Raw genomic sequence first — 17408 nt, 5'->3', positions numbered from 1 at the left:
TAGTCTTGTTCTATGTGCGAAATCGGTATTATCCGTTTCACACTGTGTATGAATTGGAATATATGGGCTGAGCCACACTCGTCAAACTCGCCGAAGGGAATCCGATGGAGATTCGCTGGCTGCAAGCGTTCGTCGCCGTCGCCGAGGAACTGCATTTCGGCAGGGCCGCCGCGCGACTCCAGATGGCCCAGTCGCCGCTGAGTCAGACCGTGCGCAAACTCGAGAAGGACATCGGCGTGCCGCTGTTCGAGCGGAGCACCCGCAGCGTCGCCCTGACGTCGGCCGGCCACACGTTCCTGCCGCACGCCTACCGGATTCTCGAGAGCGTAGACATCGCGCGGCAGGCCACCCGCGCGTCCGCCGGGGGCGTGTACGGCCGCATCAAGATCGGCTTCACGGGCGTGCTCAATCACCTGTCCCTGCCCCCGCTGACCCGCGCGCTCCGGCAGCGCTACCCCGACATCGAACTCACCCTCGTCGGGCGCATCATGACCCGTGACGCCATCACTCAATTGGACAGTGGTGCACTCGATCTCGCGTTCGTCGGCCTTCCCGTCGAGACGGCCTCGGTGTCCACCCGGTTGATCCGCCGTGAGCCGTTCGGGGCCGTGCTCCCGGCGGACCACCCACTCGCGTCCGAGCCGGAGATCGACCTGCGCGACCTGGCCGAAGACGGCTTCGTCACGACACCGCTGTCGGCCGGCTCGGCATTGCAGGAGGTCGCGATGCGGGCCTGCGTCGATGCGGGATTCCGTCCCCGCGTGGTGCAGGAGATCACCGATCCGTACATGATCCTGATGCTGGTGGCGACGGGTGTCGGCGTGGCGCTCATGACGTCGGGCATTGCCGCGCTCACGCCCCCGGGCACGGTGTTCGTGCCGCTCACCGGCGAGCCGATCTACATGAATCACGGACTCGCCTGGTCACCGCGTCGGGTCTCCGACGCGCTCCGGGTGGCCCTCGCGGTATCGGAGGACATTCTCCCGACGCCCGATTAGGACATTTTCGGTCTATATCTAAGACTTTTTTTGCGCTGGACTGCGCATAGTTCGCCATGACACGCTCGTCACGGTCCGGAACTTCGTGTGAGGTGGATCACCTCCGAAGGAAGCCTCGCGGCGCACCGGATCCTTGGGACGAAAGGAACACCATGGCAAGCACTTCCACTCGCGACACCGGGGGACAACCGAACGGGAACGCCCGCCGGGCCGCCGTCTCGGGATTCCTCGGCAGCACGCTGGAGTACTACGACTTCTTCATCTACGGATCCGCGGCAGCGCTGGTCTTCCCGCGAATCTTCTTCCCGGGCGGAGGAGCCACGGCGACCCTGCTGTCGATCGGGACGCTCGGCGTGGCGTACATCGCGCGTCCACTCGGCGCAGTGCTGTGGGGACATCTCGGGGACCGATACGGGCGCAAGAATTCGCTGCTGGCCTGCCTCCTGCTCATGGGTGTCGCGACCGTGGTCGTCGGCTGCCTGCCCACGTACGACCAGATCGGCATCGCCGCGCCCATCATCCTGGTGCTCCTGCGACTGCTGCAGGGTCTGTCGGCCGGCGGCGAATCGCCAGGATCCTCCGCGTTGACTCTCGAGCATGCACCGGACAACCGTCGATCGTTCTACACCTCGTTCACCATGAGCGGCATCATGTTCGGCATCGTCATCTCGAGTCTGGTGTTCATTCCCGTGGCCGCCCTGCCGGACGACGCGCTCTATTCGTGGGGCTGGCGGGTGCCCTTTCTGCTCAGCATCGTCGTGACGGGTGTTGCGGTCTGGTTGCGTCGCAAGCTCGACGAGCCCGAGGTCTTCGAAGAACTGAAGGAACACGACGACACCGCGGGAATCCCCGTCGTCGAGATGTTTCGCTCGCACTGGCGCACCGTGATCCGGATCAGCCTCAGCGCGACGTTCGCGATGATCAACACCATCGTCAACGTCTTCGCGCTGGCCTACGCGGTGCAGGTCGCCGGGCTCGAACGCTCCACGATGTTGTGGGCCATCGCCGTCGCCAACTTCGTCGCGGTCCTCACCCAGCCGCTGTTCGGAATGCTCGCCGACCGGATCGGCCGCAAACCGGTGTTCGTGACGGGCGCCGTCGGTGCCGCGGGCATGGTGTTCGTGTTCTTCCACGCGATCGGAACCGGCAGCGCGCCGATGGTGTTCGCGGCAGGCATCGTCCTGATCGGCCTGTTCTATGCGATGCCCAACGGCGTGTACCCGGCGTACTTCCCCGAGCAGTTCCCCGCCAAGGTCCGGTACACCGGAATGGCCGTGAGCCTGATGCTCGGACTTCTGGTGGCCGGCTTCACCCCGGCCATCGCGCAGTGGCTGTCGGCGGGAGACACCGCGAACTGGACCCCGGTCGCATGGATGTGCCTGGGCTTCGCGCTGCTGTCGTCGGTCGCCGCACTCACCGGACCCGAGACGTACCGCACCCCCACCGAGCAGCTCGGCGAACCCGGCACGACGACGGTCGGCACCCGGTACCAGACGCTCGTCCGCAACGACGCCTGACCGGCCCGGACCTTCACTGCAGGAGATTGTCATGCACCCCGTATCCACCCGGCACCGGATCCGCCTCGTCGGGGCAGCGATCGCCACCTCCCTGTCGCCGGCGCTGCACGAACACGAGGCCGCCGCCCTCGGCCTGACCGACTACCGCTACGACCTGCTCGACGTCGCGGCGGAGGGCATCCCCGTCGACGACTCCGGCGACACGCTGCGGCAGGCCGTCGCAGCCGGTTGCACCGGACTGAACATCACCCACCCGTGCAAGCAGGTGGTCGTCGACTCACTCGACGAATTGTCCGACAACGCACGACTTCTCGGTGCCGTCAACACCGTCGTCGTCCGCGACGGCCGCCTGGTCGGTCACAACACCGACCACAGCGGATTCCTCGCGGCGCTGCGCCGGGGACTGCCCGATGCCAGGCTCGGCCGCGTCGTCCTCGCCGGTGCGGGCGGTGCCGGTTCGGCTGTCGCCTACGCGCTCGCCGCCGCCGGGGTGACGGACCTGCGGGTCGCCGACCTCGACCCGGCCCGTGCCGCGGACGTCTGCGCGCGCGTCGCGGCGGCCTTCCCGCAGACGCGGGTCACGGCCATCCCCCTCGACGCGATCGAAGCGACACTGGGGCACTGCGACGGCGTCGTCAACGCCTCTCCGATCGGCATGGTCGGACATCCGGGAACGCCGTTCGACACCGACGCGCTCCGCCCCGGACTGTGGGTCGCCGACATCGTCTACCGCCCGCTGCGGACCGAACTCGTCACGGCAGCAATCGCTCTCGGCTGCGACGTGCTCGACGGCGGTCAGATGCTCGTCGCTCAGGCGGCCGACACGTTCGCCCTCCTCACCGGTGTCGTCCCCGACCCCGACCGCATGCGACGTCACCTCGGCGAACTGCTCGCCGATCAGTGCGCCCCGACCGTTCTCGAGGAGTCCCGATGACCGCGCGTCCGTTCGCCGCACCACTCGACCTGGGGAACGTGCGACTGCGCAACCGCTTCGTATCGGCGCCGATGGAGCGCAACTACTGCGAGGTCGACGGCACGATGACCGACGAGTACGTCGCGTACCTCGAGCGCCGTGCGGCGGGCGGTGCCGCTCTCGTCTTCACCGAGGCCAGCTACGTGCGGGCCGACGGCAAGGGCCGTATCCGGCAGATGGGTGTGGACGTCGACGAACGCATCCCGGGCATCGCGAAGATGGCCGAGGCGATTCATGCGCAGGGCGCGCTCGTCGGCGTCGAACTCAATCACGGCGGCCGCACCGCGCAGGGTTCCGTCAGCGGATTCGTCCCCGTCGCACCGTCACCGATCCCGTGCGCGGTGGTCGGCGGCGAAATGCCCGAGCAACTCGACGGCGACGACATCGAGCACATCATCGAATGCTTCGGTGAGGCCGCCGCGCGCTGTCAGCAGGCGGGGGTCGACGTGATCTCGCTGCACGGCGGTCACGGCTACCTCATCCACCAGTTCCTGTCGCCGGCGTACAACCACCGCGACGACGAATGGGCCGATCCGGCGCTGTTCGTCAACAAGGTGATCGACGCCGTGCGCACAATGGCGCCGGGTATCGCTCTCGGACTGCGGTTCTCGGCGTTCGAGGCCGTCGACGGCGGTCTCGACGCCGAGACGACCCGCGCCCGCATCGACGCGATCGACACAAGCCGGCTCGACTTCCTCGACGTCTCCGCCGGAAACTACGAATCCGGGCAGTGGATCATCCAACCCGGCGAGTGGCCACGCGGCCTCCTCGCCCCGTACTCCGAGCCGTACACGCGGGACTTCGACCTCCCCGTCGGGGTCGCAGGCCGGATCAGCTCACCCGAGGTCGCGGCGCAGATCATCGAATCGGGGCAGGCCGACTTCGTCAGCATGGCCCGCACCCTGCACGCCGACCCGGACTTCCCGAACCGCGCGCTGGACGGCGGCCGGTACCGGCCCTGCATCGCCTGCAACTACTGCATCGACAGCCTCGCCGCCGGACCCGTTCCGTGCTCGGTCAATCCGTGGGTTGGCCGCGAACTCGAGCAGCCGTCGAAACCGGCGGACGTGGCGGTGCGCGTCGCCGTCGTCGGCGGTGGCCCGTCGGGGATGGCGGCCGCCCGCGACCTCGCGCTCGCCGGGCACCGCGTCGACCTGTACGACGAACGCGACAGCCTCGGTGGTGATTTCGCGCTGGCCTCCCGGCTGCACGAGTACCCCGAGTACGCGCGGATCGTCGACTGGTACCTCGCCGAGATCGCCGACCTCGACATCACCTGCCACACCGGCGCACGAGTCGACGCCGCAGCACTGGCGGAACTCGACTTCGACGCCGTCGTGCTCGCGACGGGCGGCCGCGGACCTGACGTCGACCTCCCGGGGGCACACACCCGGAGGGTCCGCGACGTCCGCGAGTTCCTGGAATCCGGAGACCCGGCACCCGAGGCGATCACGATCTTCGGCGCCGACCGGGAAGCGGCCGCGGTCGCCGACGACCTGCTCCGGCACGGCACGAAGGTGGTCATGATCGGCCCGCAGGAGACGATCGCCCACGACGTCGGCCGGCGCGGAAAGATCGTGCTGCTGCCGCGGCTCGCGGCGAGTGCGAACCTCACCACCCACCTGTCGTCGATCGTGACCCGGATCGAGGAAGACCGGGTGGTGATCTCGACCGCCGGAGAAGAGCGGGTGGTCGACGCCCCCGGCGAACTGCTGATCTCGCACGGTGTCGCGCCGCGCACCGACCTGCTCGCCGCAGTGCGGTCGTCGGCACCCCGACTCGGCGTCCACACGGTCGGTGACGCGAGTGGCAACGGCGGCTCCATCCACGCCGCTCTCGTCACCGCAGCCGACGTCGCCGCGAAGATCACCGCAGCCGCCGATGCTCTCGAGGAGGTCAGCGCATGATGGACATCCCGCCCCTCGGTCTCGGGACCTGGCCACTGACCGGCCCGGACGCCACCCGGGCCGTGCTGTCCGGCATCGAAGCCGGCTACCGGCTTATCGACACCGCCACGATCTACGACAACGAGGACGCCGTGGGGGTGGCGCTCGCGGAGTGCCGACTGCCCCGCGAGGAGCTGTTCGTCACCACGAAACTGCGGGGGAGCGACCACGTGTCGGGCGACATCCGCGGCGCGGTCGAGCGCAGCCTGAAAAACCTGGGACTCGATCGGCTCGACCTGTTCCTCATCCACTGGCCGCTGCCACGCCACAACCGGTACGTGGCGGCGTTCGAGGCGATGCTCGCCTGCCGCGACGCCGGCCTCGTCCGCCACGTCGGCGTCTCCAACTTCCTGGAGACGCACCTGCGTCGCGTCGTCGCCGAGACCGGAGAATCGCCCGCGGTCAACCAGATCCAGATGGACCCGTCGCTCGCCCGGCTGCCGGTCCGGCGCGCCGACGACGAACTCGGCGTGTCCACGCAGTCGTGGAGCCCACTGGGCCGCGGCGAGGTTCTCGGCTCACCCGTGGTCACCGACATCGCCCGGCGCCTCGACCGCACCCCCGCGCAGGTGGTCCTGGCCTGGCACTTCGCGCAGGGTGTCGTGCCGGTCGCGAGATCCGCGAATCCCGCGCGCCAGGCCGAGAACCTGGCCGCCCTCGACGTGCGGCTCACCGCCGCGGACGTCGACGCACTGAACCGTCTCGACCGCGGCGAGTCCGCGGCCCGGGACGTCGAAACGGAGGAGCACTACTGATGGCACTACGTATCGGCATCGTCGGCTGCGGAAAGATCGCCGGCAACCACGCGCGGGCCCTGCGGCAGGTGCCCGGCGTCGCGGTGGTCGGCTGCTGCGACCCCGACGTCGACCGCGCCCGCGAGTTCGCGGCCACGCACGGCATCGCGCGAGCCGTCGGTTCGGTGGAGGAGTTGACCGCCCTCGGCCTCGATGCGTGCACCGTCTGCACACCGCATCCCGTGCACGAGCAGGTGGTCGTCGCGGCGGCGGAGGCCGGGATCCACGTGCTGTGCGAGAAGCCGATCGCCGTCGACGTCGCGGCGGCCGACCGGATGATCGCGGCCGCCGACCGCGCCGGCATCACGTTCGGTGTGCTGTTCCAGCGCCGGTTCTGGCCGGCCGCGAGACGCATCAGAACGGCCGTCGACGACGGCCGGATCGGCGTTCCGGTACTCGGTGAGGCGTCGGTGCTCCTGCACCGCCCGCCGTCCTACTACTCCGCCGACGAGTGGCGCGGACGGTGGGACACCGACGGCGGCGGAGTCCTGATGACGCAGGCCGTCCACCAGATCGACATGCTCCAATGGTTCATGGGTGAGGCCGTCTCGGTGAGCGGCGTCATCCGCACCCACACGCACGGCGACCACATCGAGACCGAGGACAGTGCGTCCGCCGTCGTCTCGTTCGCGTCGGGCGGCACGGCGACCGTCACCGCGACCACCGGCGCCAACCACAACCTCGGCAACCGGGTCACCGTGATCGGGCAGACCGGTGCGATTGCGAGCGTCCTCGAGTTCCCGGAGGGCAGGGAGGGCGTCAACGAGATCTGGACGGTCCCCGGCGAAGTCGAGTTCCGCACCCCGTTCACCCCCGGCGTCCGTGCCAATCTCGACGTCACGGAAGTCAACGCCGGACTCGCCGACTTCCACACACTCCAGGTGCAGGACTTCGCGGACGCCGTCCTGACCGGTCGCGACCCCGCCGTCACCGGACGCGACGCGCGCGCCTCGCTGGCGATCATCGCGGCGATCTACGAGTCCTCGCGCACCGGCCGGGTGGTCGACCTCACGCCCGCACCGACTTTCGCAACAACATCCGCTCAGGAGACGCTATGACCCCCGAACACACCACCGCCACCTATGACGTCGTCGTCATCGGCTCCGGAGCGGGCGGTCTGTCCGCCGCCGTCGCCGCAGCCGACGGGGCCGCCTCCGTCCTCGTCGTCGAGAAGGCGGACACGTGCGGCGGCGCGACGGCATGGTCCGGCGGCTGGATGTGGGCTCCGCGGAACCTGTTCGCTCAGGCGGACGGCGTGAACGAGGACCGCTCGCTGCCGCGCACCTATCTCGAGCACCGACTCGGCGAGAACTTCGACGCCGCCAAGGTCGACGCCCTGCTCGACGGGGCACCCGAGATGGTGGAGTTCTTCGAGAAGAAGACGGCGCTGCAATTCGTTCCGGGTGCGAAGATCGCCGACATCCACGGCGACACACCGGGAGCGGGCACGGGGCACCGCTCCGTCGGGCCGAAGCCGGTGAGCCTGCGGAGACTCGGCCCCGACGTCGCGGCGCTCCTGCGTCGTCAGCTCTACGAGACGTCGTTCCTCGGCATGGGCATCATGGCCGGCCCGGACCTGCAGGCCTTCCTGCACTCGACGCGTTCGGCGAAGGCATTCGTGCACTGCGCCCGCAGGGTGTCCACGCACCTGCTCGACCTCGCCACCACACGCCGCGGCCAGCAACTCGTCAACGGCACCGCACTCGTCGGGCGGCTGCTGCGGTCCGCGCTCGACGCCGGTGTCGAGATTCGCGTGAGCACGGCGGCCACCGCGCTGACCACGGACTCCGCGGGCACCGTCACCGGTGTCCGGCTGGAGGGCCCGGACGGGGCCTACACCGTGCAGGCGCGCCGCGGAGTCGTGCTCGCGACGGGTGGCTTCAGTCGCGACGTCGACCGGCGTCGCGAACTCTTCCCCCGCACACCCACGGGACGGGAACACCGGACCCTCACCCCGTCCACGACCACCGGCGACGGCATCACCCTCGGCGAATCGGTCGGCGGGCGACTGGACCGCTCGGTCGCGTCACCGGTGGCGTACTGCCCGGTGTCGATCATCCGGTACCGCAACGGCAAGGAGGGCGTGTTCCCGCACATCCTCGACCGCGGAAAGCCCGGCGCCATCGGCGTTCTCGCCGACGGACGCCGCTTCGTCAACGAGGCCCTCGGCTACCACGACTACACCCTCGCGATGGTCGACCAGGTCCCCGACGGTGACGAGGTCTGCTCCTGGCTGATCGCCGACCAGCGGTACCTGCGGTATTTCCCGCTGGGCATGGCCAAGCCGCTGCCGATCCCCACGTGGCCGTACCTGAAGTCGGGGTATCTCACCCGCGGCCGCACCGTGCGGGAGCTGGCCGAGAAGATCGGCGTCGACCCCGACGGACTGGAAAAGACGGTCGCAGCGTTCAACGAGGGCGCCCGCGACGGCGTCGACCCCGAGTTCGGTCGTGGCACCACACCGTTCACCATCGGGTCGGGAGACCCGGACAATCCATGGCCCAGCGCCTCCCTCGCACCGCTCGAGGAGGGCCCGTTCTACGCGGTCAAGGTGGTGCCCGGCAGCTTCGGCACGTTCGCCGGACTGGTCACCGACGCGGCGTCCCGGGTGCTGAACGACGACGACCAGCCGATCGACGGGCTGTTCGCCGTCGGGGTCGACCAGTCCAGCGTCATGGGCGGCCACTACCCGTCCGGCGGCATCAACCTCGGCCCGGCCATGACGTTCGGCTACCTCACCGGTCGCCGCCTCGCCTCGACGACAGGAGATCAGCGATGACCGCCCCACTCGGCCTCGCCGCACTCACCGTGCTCGACACCGCGCCGCTGCAACAGGTGGACCTCGCCGAGAAGCACGGCTTCGACACCATCGGGATCCGGCTGCTGCCGGCCGCGCCCGGCACCACCGCCTACCCGCTGCACGAGGACGACGCCGCCCTCGACGCGCTGATCCGTCGTCTCGACGATTCGCCGATCGAGGTGTTCGACCTCGAAATCATCCGACTGGGAGCCGATTTCGATCCCAAGTCGTATGTTCCGCTGCTCGAGGCGGGCGCACGGCTCGGCGCGAAGGCCGTGCTCGTCGGCGGCGACGACCGCGACCGCGCCCGGCTCGCCGACTCCTACGCCCGGCTGGCGGAACTGTGCGCGCAGTACGGCATCGTCGCCAGCCTCGAATTCATGCCGTGGACGGCCGTGCCCGACGCGACCACCGCGGTCGAGATCGTGGCGCAGGCCGACGGGCCGGCCCGCAGCGTGTTGGTGGACGGGCTGCACGTGGGACGGTCGAGCACCACCCTCGACGACCTGGCAGCGATCCCGTGGGAATGGCTGCACTACGCCCAGATGTGTGACGGCTCGGTGCCCGCGCCGCCGGACGACGCCGAACTGATCCGTCAGGCCCGCGAGGAGCGCCTCGTTCCGGGGACGGGTGGCATCCCGCTCGCCGACATCTGGTCGACGTTGCCGGCGGGTCTCCCGGTGAGCATCGAACTCCCCAACGAGCCGCTCCGGCGGGCCGTCGGCACGGACGCGTGGCTCGCGCGGCTGGTCGCCGCCACCCGGGAGGTGCTCGCGCAGGTTCCGGCGGCCACCGGACGCTGAAATGTCCGCGCTACCGTTCTTGCATGCCCCGCCCCGACAACGTCCCCGTGTACACGATGCGCCAGCTGGCGGCGTTCGTGGCGGTCGCGGAGACCGGAACGATCAGTGGTGCGGCGGAGCGGATGCACCTGTCGCAGTCGGCGCTGTCCGCGGCGGTGACCGACCTGGAGAAGGCACTGAAGGCGCAATTGTGTGTGCGCAGACGCGCCCGCGGTGTGCAGCTGACCCCGACGGGGGAGGCGGTGCTGTCGCGGGCGCGCGCCCTGTTGCAGCAGGCGGGGGAGCTGCAGTCCGACGCGTCCGGGGAGGGCGGTGTCGTCGCGGGGCCGATCGCCGTCGGCTGCTACCCGGCGCTCGGCCCGACGATCCTGCCGTCGATGTTGTACGCGTTCACCGCCGAGTACCCGCGGGTGTCCGTGGAGTTCCGGGAAGACACGCAGAACCGGTTGCGGACGCAGCTCGAGGGCGGCGAACTGGACGTCGCCATCGTCTACGACCTCGACCTGTCCCCGGAGTGGCAGACCGTGCCGCTCATGACCCGGGAGCCGATGGTGGGGCTCGGGGCGGAGCATCCGCTGGCGGGCGTCGACGGGCCGGTGCGGCTCGCGGATCTGGCCGAGCACCCGATGGTGCTGCTGGACGCGCCACCGAGCACCAACCATGCGATGGACGTCTGCCGGGAGGCCGGTTTCGCGCCCCGGGTGGCGTACCGCACCGCCAACTTCGAGACGGCGCGGGCCTTCGTCGGACGCGGTCTGGGGTGGACGCTGCTTCTGCAACGACCCCGGGTCGACGTCACGTACGAGGGTCTGCCCGTCGTCGTGAAACCGATCGCCGAACCGAAACCGGCGTCGGTGGCCGTGGTCGTGGCATGGCATCAGGAGGCGACGCTGAGCCGGGTCGCGCGAGCATTCATCCGGTTCGTCACGTCCTGACCTGCGTATTCGAGCCTTCCACGATTTTTCCGCAATTCATGTGGGGATAGTCCCGCTTTTCAGACGTATGTGAGTCGGGTCATTGTTTTCCGGTAGCGCGATGAGTGTGCGCGCAGCAGAACCGGGAAGGCAGACGATGACGGCAATCACCGAGGCGACACCGCCGGTGTCTCACAAGGAAGCGCGCAGGGCAGTCCTGTCGAGCTTCGTCGGTACCGCGATCGAGTGGTACGACTTCTTCATCTACGGCACCGCCGCAGCCCTGGTGATCGGACCGCAGTTCTTCCCCGGCGCGTCGACGTTCGCCGGAACCCTCGCCGCATTCGCCACGTTCGCGGTCGGCTTCATCGCCCGCCCGATCGGCGGTGTCGTCATGGGCCACTTCGGTGACCGCATCGGACGCAAGTCGATGCTGGTGCTGTCGCTGACCATGATGGGCGCCGCGACCGTCGGCATCGGCCTGCTCCCGAACTTCGAGGCCATCGGGGTGGCCGCACCCATCCTGCTGGTGGCGTTGCGGTTCGTCCAGGGCATCGGCGTCGGCGGCGAATGGGGCGGCGCGGTACTCATGGCCACCGAGCACGCCCCCGAAGGCAAACGCGGACTGTACGGCGCGGCACCGCAGATGGGCGTCCCCGCCGGAGTGATCATGGCGAACGTCGTGTTCCTCGCCGTCACCCAGCTGCTGCCGGACGACGCGTTCCAGACGTGGGGCTGGCGGGTGCCGTTCCTGATGAGCGCCGTGCTCGTCGGCGTCGCGATGTGGATTCGGCTCGGAGTCTTCGAGTCCCCAGCCTTCGCGGAGGCCAAGGAGAGCGACACGATCGTGAAGATGCCGATCGTCGAGGTGCTGACGAAGAACTGGCGGACGGTGCTGCTCGCGGCCGGCACGTTCATCGCGACCAACGGCATCGCCTACGTGTTCATGGTGTACGTCCTGACGTACGGCACGAAGGAACTCGGATACAGCCGAGCCACGATGCTCACACTGCTGATCGTCGCGTGCCCGGTCTGGATGGCGGGCATGGCCCTGTCGGCCTCGAAGTCGGACGTGCTCGGCCGGCGCCGCGTGTACACGTGGAGTTCGATCGCACTCGTGATCGTGGCCGCGGTGTTCTTCCCGCTCATCGACACGGCGTCGATCCCCGTCATGCTGCTCGCGATGATCGTCATGGCGGCGGTGCTCGGTACCACCGCGGGGCCGCAGTCGGCACTGTTCGCGGAACTCTTCCCCGCCCACATCCGCTACAGCGGTGCGTCTCTCGGCTACCAGATCGGCGCCATCCTCGGCGGCGGGCTCGCACCGTTCATGGCGACGTGGCTGTTCGAAGCGTTCGGCAGTTCGACGGCCGTCACCGCCTACTTCGTGGTGATCGCCGTGGTCAGTCTCGTCTCGATCCTGCTGTTGCCGGAAACCAACACCAAGCGCCGGGAAGCGGAGGCCGCCTGACATGTCCACCTACTTTCAGCCACAGAAGTACCCGGTATCGGAATTCGCGTCGACCGGTGCAACCGACGAGGCCCTGCCCGTCGTCGTCGTGGGCGCGGGCCCGGTCGGCATGGGCGTCGCGCTCGGCCTCGCGCAGCGCGGGATCCCCGTCACCGTGCTCGAGGCCGCCGACCAGGTGTCGTTCGGCAGCCGCGCCATTTGTATCTCCCGGCACAGCCTCGAGGTGGCGGCCCGGCTCGGCTTCGGCCCGGAACTCGAGAAGATCGTGCTCCCCTGGGTGGGTGGGCGCAGCTTCTACCGCGACGAGCAGGTGCTGCACTTCGAGATGGCGCACGGCGAACACGACGTCCGCGGGCCCATGGTCAACGTGTCGCAGTCCGAGATCGAACAGATCATGACGGACACGCTGCTCGCGCACCCGCTGATCACGTTCCACTGGTCGTCGAGCGTCGCCGGGGTGCTGCGGTCGGACGAGGACGTGACGCTCGACGTCGACACCGCGTTCGGTGCGCGCCGACTCCGCGCGCGGTGGGTGGTGGCCGCCGACGGCGGCCGCAGCCGGATGCGCGAACTCGCGGGAATCCGGTTGCAGGGAAACAGCTATCAGGGCAACTACGTGATCGCCGACATCCACTGGGAATCCACGCTGCCCGCCGAGCGGATGGTGTGGTTCGACCCGCCGAGCAACCCCGGCTCGACGATCATCATGCATCAGCAACCCCGCGACATCTGGCGCATCGACTACCAACTCGACAGTTCCGACGACGCCGAACTCGAGACGCAGGAAGACCGCATCCGCGACCGGATCACCCGGCACCTCGACTGGCTCGAGAACGACGTGCCGTGGACCCTGGAATGGCACGGCTTCTACCGCGCGCACGCGCTCGCGCTGGACGACTTCACGCACGGTCGCATCCTGTTCGCCGGGGACGCCGCCCACCTGGTGCCGATCTTCGGTGTCCGCGGGCTGAACTCCGGCATGGAGGACGCCGAGACCCTGGCCTGGACACTGGCCGCCGTCGTCCACGGGACCGCGGACGAGTCTCTCCTGCAGGCGTATTCGGCCGAACGTCGCGCCGCCTGGCGGCAGAACGTCGACAACGCGGGCAAGTCGACGCTCATCATGTCGCCCGGCAGCCACGGGTACCGCACCACCCGCGACGCGGTGCTGGCGCTGGCCACGACCCGTCCGGAGTTCGGTCACCTCATCAATCCGCGGCAGTCGAGTGCGACGCACGCGCACCTGTCGCCGCTCACGTGGCCGGTGCCCGAGGGGACGACCGGCGTGCTGTCCGGGGATCCGATGGAGGACCGGCGCGTCCGCGTCGTCACCGCCGAAGGGTCGGTGGAGTCTTCGCTGAACCGGGTCCGGGGAACGGGTTTTGCGCTCCTCGGTGTCGGAGTCGACGCGGCCGGTGCCCGGAGGATCGCCGCACACGCGTCCGCGCTCGCGATGGCGCTGTCGCCAGAATCGGTGCGGGCGGTCGTCGTCCCGGCACCGGGGGCGGCGGTGGACGCGGCGGCCGACCTGACGGTCCTCGACGACCCCGACGGTGCGCTGCCGACCGCTCTCGGCGCGTCCGCGGGTGAGTGCTTCGTGATCCGCCCGGATGGACTCGTCCTGTGCCGGATCCGCGACCTGTCGCTGCTCGGCAACGTTCACGACCACCTGAAAACGGCAACCGCCCCCACGCTGGGCGTCGTCCCCGCGCACACGGAGGCGACGGCGGCACCGGACGACCTGCTGCGCGAGAACGTGTGGATGGGACTGTCGGAGGCGCTCGACCAGGCGGACGAATCGGACCGCGAGGGATTCCTGACCCGGCTCGCGTTGCTGCTCGGATCGCAATCGGGCCTGCGGGAGTTCGAGGAAGCACTGGCCGCCGCCTCCCACGTGAGTGGCAAAGTGTGCTCCGGCACTCCGCGGCACTCACATGTGGACGCTTAGCCTGGGAGCATGGCGCACCCACAGTTCCTGAACTCGCCCAAGTCCTTCGTCGTCGACGCGCTCCGCGGGGCCGTCGCCACCACCGACGATCTCGAATGGCATCCGGAACCGGGTTATCTCACACGGCGGGAACCGTTGCCGTCCGGGCAGGTCGCGTTGCTGTCGGGCGGCGGGTCCGGGCACGAACCGCTGCACGCCGGGTTCGTCGGCCGGGGCATGCTCACCGGAGCCTGCCCCGGCCTGATCTTCAGTTCGCCCAACGCGCTGCAGGTGCGGGCCGCCACCCGGGCCGTGGATGCGGGCGGCGGCGTCGTGCACATCGTGAAGAACTACACCGGCGACGTCCTCAACTTCCGCATCGCCGGCGAACTGGCGGCGGAGGACGGCATCACGGTCGAGCACGTGCTCGTCGACGACGACGTCGCCTCCGAACGGGAGGACGGACCCGGACGTCGCGGTACCGCGGCCACGATCGCGGTCGAGAAGATCTGCGGCGCTTCGGCCGAACGCGGCGACGACCTCGCCACCGTCGCGGAGTTCGGGCGACGCACCGCCCGGAATTCCCGCAGCATGGCGGTCGCGCTCAGAGCGTGCACCGTTCCGGGGGCGGACTCGCCGTCGTTCGACCTCCCGGAGGGGCAGATCGAACTCGGGATCGGCATTCACGGCGAACGTGGAACCGAACGAGTCGACGCGATGGGGGCGGCCGAACTGGTCCGCCGGCTCACCGACCCCGTCCTCGCCTCACTCGGCGTGGAGCGGGGCGAGCCGGTGATCGCGATCGTCAACGGGCTCGGCGCGGCCCATCCGCTGGAGCTGCAACTGCTGTTCGGTGAGCTCGCCGACCACCTCGCGGAGCGGGGTGTGGTGATCCGTCGCTCGCTGGTCGGGAGCTTCGTCACCGCCCTCGACATGGACGGCGCGTCCATCACACTGGTGCGCTGCGACGACAAGCTCCTCGACCTGTGGGACGCACCGACCGCCGCGCCGGGATGGCCGAACGCCCCGGCTGGGGAATTCCGTGGCATCGCAGACGAATCCGAGGTGCGGTTCCGGTCGAACGTCGCCTCCCGCGAGGACGAGGCGGAGGTGCCCGGCACCGCCGACACGATGGGCCGGGCAGCGGTGGGCGCGTGGATCGTCGCGTTCGTGGAGAAGGTGCTCGCCGAGGAACCGAACCTCACCGACCTCGATCGCCGCGCGGGCGACGGGGACTTCGGCACCAACATGGTGGCCGCCCTCGACCACGTCGGCGTGCCCGGGATCCGCGACCGCTACTCCCCGGCGACGGTGTTCGAGTCACTGTCCGACGCCTACCTCGGTCATGCGGGCGGCACGTCCGGCGCGCTGTTCGGTGTCTGGTTCCGGCAGTTCTACCGGGTGGCCGCCGACGCACCGCACGGACTGGACACGAAGGCGATCGCCGCCGCGGCACGAGCAGGCCTCGACACGATCCAGGAACTCGGCGGGGCGCAACCCGGCGACAAGACGATGATCGACGCCATCGCCCCTGCCGTCGCCGCCCTCGAATCGGCCGTCGCGGCCGGGAAGAGTCCGGCCGAGGGTTTGGCCGAGGCCGCGGACGCCGCCGCCCGCGGTGCCGCGGCGACCGCGGACATCACTGCGCGGCGCGGGCGGGCCAGCTACATCGGTGAGGCGGCGCGCGGCGTCGTGGACCCCGGTGCCCTGGTGCTGTCGTGGTTCTTCGCCGAGGCAGCCGAAGCGGCACGCGCGGTCGGGTAGTCACCGAAACCGGGCTCGGCACGTAAGGTGAGGAGAAGAACCCCCGAGTCGTGCTGTGCAAACCCGTCGCCACACCTCTCTCCACCTGCGTACGGGACGCAGAATCAGGGACGGACACGTAGACAGTGGAAGACACCGCCAGCCGGGGAATCCAGGCTTTCATCGCCGACGTCGTGGAACGGGGCGGCAAAGCCGTCCGGCTCACCCACTCGCGACGTAACCCCGTCCAGGTCTGGGGCGACGACGGCACGAGTCGCATCGTGCGGGTGCGCTCCAAGCTCAGCGGCGACTGGCAGGCCCGCAAGCAGGACGAATCGCTCGACGACGACGACACCGGCTCGCAGTTCTGGGTGTTCGTGGATCTCGCGAGTTCGCCGGAGGAGTTCTTCGTCGTGCCCTCCTCCGAGGTCGCCGACGACATCCGCGCCGAGGTGGATCTGTGGATGATGGACACCCCGGGCCGCACGCGGACCGGGCACCACGCGATTCCGCTGAGCCGGATCGCGCACGGACGCGGGCGCTGGGATCTTCTCGGGTTGGCGGGGGAGAAGGACCCCAGCCGGTACAGCGACGCGCAGCGCGCGACGACGGCGGCGGCGTTGCACGCTGATGCCGTCGCGCGCGCTTCGGCCCGGAAGAAGCCGGCCAAGGCGGCGGCAGCGTTGGAGGAACTGATCGATACCCGACTCGAGGTCGTGGCCGACTTCGAGGGATATCGGTTGGTCGGACGGTTCGACCCCGACACCCAGACTCTGGAGATCATGCGTGGTCCGATGCAGGGCCGCCGGTTCCCCGACCCCACGACTGCGGCGACCGCCGTTGCCAGTCACATCAGCGGAGACGTCGAGACCCACGACGGCTGGGAATTCTGGCGCACCGAACAGGGTGATCGAATTCCTATGGGACAGAACAGTATCCGGTAGGCGCTGATAGTTCCCTGAAAGTGTTCCGGCGTGCGGCGGTTGAGAATACCCTGAGGTGGGTACCGCAGACATGATCCGTCGTGCAACGGCGGTTGTGGCCACGGCCGATGGGAGCTCATCATGCGAATCGTCGACGGCACAGTGCACGCCGTGTCAGGTGCCGCGAACGCGACGACCAGTGCGGTCGGCGCGGTCGGAGGGGCCGCGATCGGTGGTGTGGTCGGCGGAGTGCGCGGAGCGGCGAGCGGGGTCCGGTCCGGAATGGAGAGCGGGAGTCATTCGACGCCTGCCGCCGCGCTGACCTTGGCCGCCGTCGGCGCGGCCGGACTGGTCGAGTGGCCGGTGCTCGTCACCGTGGGCGGGGCGGCGCTCGTGCTGCGGCAGTTCGGCGCGGGTTCCAGGCAGTAGCTGCCGTGGGACTCGGTCGATACGTCCGTGCCGCCGCCTCCCTGCCGGTGCGCGGCGCCGGTGTCGGACTCGGGGTGGCGTCCTTCGGAGGCGCGGTCGCAGTCGATCTGATATCCACCACCGCGCGGACCGCGACGCAGATCGCCACCGAGGTGCTCGGGGGAACCCCG

The 17408-nt window shown here is 69.5% G+C and carries 14 protein-coding genes; all 14 read left to right on the top strand.

The window, feature by feature from the left end; all coding sequences use genetic code 11:
• Positions 1-104 precede the first annotated feature (104 nt).
• Positions 105-998, top strand: a complete 894-nt coding sequence (locus tag PSR88_RS09370; protein WP_005252314.1) for a LysR family transcriptional regulator — start codon at positions 105-107, stop codon at positions 996-998.
• A 152-nt stretch (positions 999-1150) separates the two neighbouring features.
• Positions 1151-2515: an MFS transporter gene (locus PSR88_RS09365; RefSeq protein WP_011594772.1), complete on the top strand. Its 1365-nt coding sequence runs from the start codon at positions 1151-1153 to the stop codon at positions 2513-2515.
• A gap of 31 nt (positions 2516-2546) precedes the next feature.
• Positions 2547-3449, top strand: a complete 903-nt coding sequence (locus PSR88_RS09360) for a shikimate dehydrogenase (RefSeq protein WP_016882865.1) — start codon at positions 2547-2549, stop codon at positions 3447-3449.
• Positions 3446-5395: an FAD-dependent oxidoreductase gene (locus PSR88_RS09355; protein WP_011594770.1), complete on the top strand. Its 1950-nt coding sequence runs from the start codon at positions 3446-3448 to the stop codon at positions 5393-5395. The genes PSR88_RS09360 and PSR88_RS09355 overlap by 4 nt, the downstream gene beginning before the upstream one ends.
• The gene (locus tag PSR88_RS09350) at positions 5392-6189 is read left to right on the top strand and encodes an aldo/keto reductase (protein ID WP_016882866.1); all 798 of its coding nucleotides are present in this window, start codon (positions 5392-5394) and stop codon (positions 6187-6189) included. Before PSR88_RS09355 ends, PSR88_RS09350 begins: the two co-directional genes overlap by 4 nt.
• Positions 6189-7286: a Gfo/Idh/MocA family protein gene (locus tag PSR88_RS09345; RefSeq protein ID WP_016882867.1), complete on the top strand. Its 1098-nt coding sequence runs from the start codon at positions 6189-6191 to the stop codon at positions 7284-7286. The genes PSR88_RS09350 and PSR88_RS09345 overlap by 1 nt, the downstream gene beginning before the upstream one ends.
• Positions 7283-9007 (top strand): FAD-dependent oxidoreductase, encoded by a 1725-nt coding sequence (locus PSR88_RS09340; protein WP_016882868.1) that lies wholly within the window; start codon positions 7283-7285, stop codon positions 9005-9007. Before PSR88_RS09345 ends, PSR88_RS09340 begins: the two co-directional genes overlap by 4 nt.
• Positions 9004-9831 carry a sugar phosphate isomerase/epimerase family protein gene (locus PSR88_RS09335; protein WP_016882869.1) on the top strand — a complete coding sequence of 276 codons (828 nt, stop codon included), beginning with the start codon at positions 9004-9006 and terminating at the stop codon, positions 9829-9831. The genes PSR88_RS09340 and PSR88_RS09335 overlap by 4 nt, the downstream gene beginning before the upstream one ends.
• A gap of 23 nt (positions 9832-9854) precedes the next feature.
• A complete protein-coding gene (locus PSR88_RS09330) occupies positions 9855-10766 on the top strand; it encodes a LysR substrate-binding domain-containing protein (protein WP_016882870.1) in 912 nt (303 codons plus the stop codon).
• A gap of 136 nt (positions 10767-10902) precedes the next feature.
• Positions 10903-12216 carry an MFS transporter gene (locus tag PSR88_RS09325; RefSeq protein WP_016882871.1) on the top strand — a complete coding sequence of 438 codons (1314 nt, stop codon included), beginning with the start codon at positions 10903-10905 and terminating at the stop codon, positions 12214-12216.
• A 1-nt stretch (position 12217) separates the two neighbouring features.
• Positions 12218-14164: an FAD-dependent monooxygenase gene (locus tag PSR88_RS09320; protein WP_016882872.1), complete on the top strand. Its 1947-nt coding sequence runs from the start codon at positions 12218-12220 to the stop codon at positions 14162-14164.
• 9 nt (positions 14165-14173) lie between these two features.
• The gene (dhaL, locus tag PSR88_RS09315; RefSeq protein WP_016882873.1) at positions 14174-15907 is read left to right on the top strand and encodes a dihydroxyacetone kinase subunit DhaL; all 1734 of its coding nucleotides are present in this window, start codon (positions 14174-14176) and stop codon (positions 15905-15907) included.
• Positions 15908-16032: 125 nt separating this feature from the next.
• Entirely contained in the window at positions 16033-16830 is a 798-nt protein-coding gene (locus PSR88_RS09310; RefSeq protein ID WP_016882874.1) for a hypothetical protein, read from the top strand.
• A 120-nt stretch (positions 16831-16950) separates the two neighbouring features.
• A complete protein-coding gene (locus PSR88_RS09305) occupies positions 16951-17238 on the top strand; it encodes a hypothetical protein (protein WP_005252344.1) in 288 nt (95 codons plus the stop codon).
• The last annotated feature ends 170 nt before the right edge of the window (positions 17239-17408 follow it).

The organism is Rhodococcus sp. DK176, from assembly GCF_038447315.2.
GTDB lineage: Bacteria > Actinomycetota > Actinomycetes > Mycobacteriales > Mycobacteriaceae > Rhodococcus_F > Rhodococcus_F jostii_A.
This window is presented reverse-complemented; position numbering and strand designations above follow the sequence as displayed.

Excerpts from the sequence above, each read along its gene's own strand:
- PSR88_RS09370 (WP_005252314.1), top strand. The coding sequence starts at position 105 with ATGGAGATTCGCTGGCTGCAAGCGTTCGTCGCCGTCGCCGAGGAACTG.
- PSR88_RS09365 (WP_011594772.1), top strand. The coding sequence starts at position 1,151 with ATGGCAAGCACTTCCACTCGCGACACCGGGGGACAACCGAACGGGAAC.
- PSR88_RS09360 (WP_016882865.1), top strand. The coding sequence starts at position 2,547 with ATGCACCCCGTATCCACCCGGCACCGGATCCGCCTCGTCGGGGCAGCG.
- PSR88_RS09355 (WP_011594770.1), top strand. The coding sequence starts at position 3,446 with ATGACCGCGCGTCCGTTCGCCGCACCACTCGACCTGGGGAACGTGCGA.
- PSR88_RS09350 (WP_016882866.1), top strand. The coding sequence starts at position 5,392 with ATGATGGACATCCCGCCCCTCGGTCTCGGGACCTGGCCACTGACCGGC.
- PSR88_RS09345 (WP_016882867.1), top strand. The coding sequence starts at position 6,189 with ATGGCACTACGTATCGGCATCGTCGGCTGCGGAAAGATCGCCGGCAAC.
- PSR88_RS09340 (WP_016882868.1), top strand. The coding sequence starts at position 7,283 with ATGACCCCCGAACACACCACCGCCACCTATGACGTCGTCGTCATCGGC.
- PSR88_RS09335 (WP_016882869.1), top strand. The coding sequence starts at position 9,004 with ATGACCGCCCCACTCGGCCTCGCCGCACTCACCGTGCTCGACACCGCG.
- PSR88_RS09330 (WP_016882870.1), top strand. The coding sequence starts at position 9,855 with ATGCCCCGCCCCGACAACGTCCCCGTGTACACGATGCGCCAGCTGGCG.
- PSR88_RS09325 (WP_016882871.1), top strand. The coding sequence starts at position 10,903 with ATGACGGCAATCACCGAGGCGACACCGCCGGTGTCTCACAAGGAAGCG.
- PSR88_RS09320 (WP_016882872.1), top strand. The coding sequence starts at position 12,218 with ATGTCCACCTACTTTCAGCCACAGAAGTACCCGGTATCGGAATTCGCG.
- dhaL (WP_016882873.1), top strand. The coding sequence starts at position 14,174 with ATGGCGCACCCACAGTTCCTGAACTCGCCCAAGTCCTTCGTCGTCGAC.
- PSR88_RS09305 (WP_005252344.1), top strand. The coding sequence starts at position 16,951 with ATGCGAATCGTCGACGGCACAGTGCACGCCGTGTCAGGTGCCGCGAAC.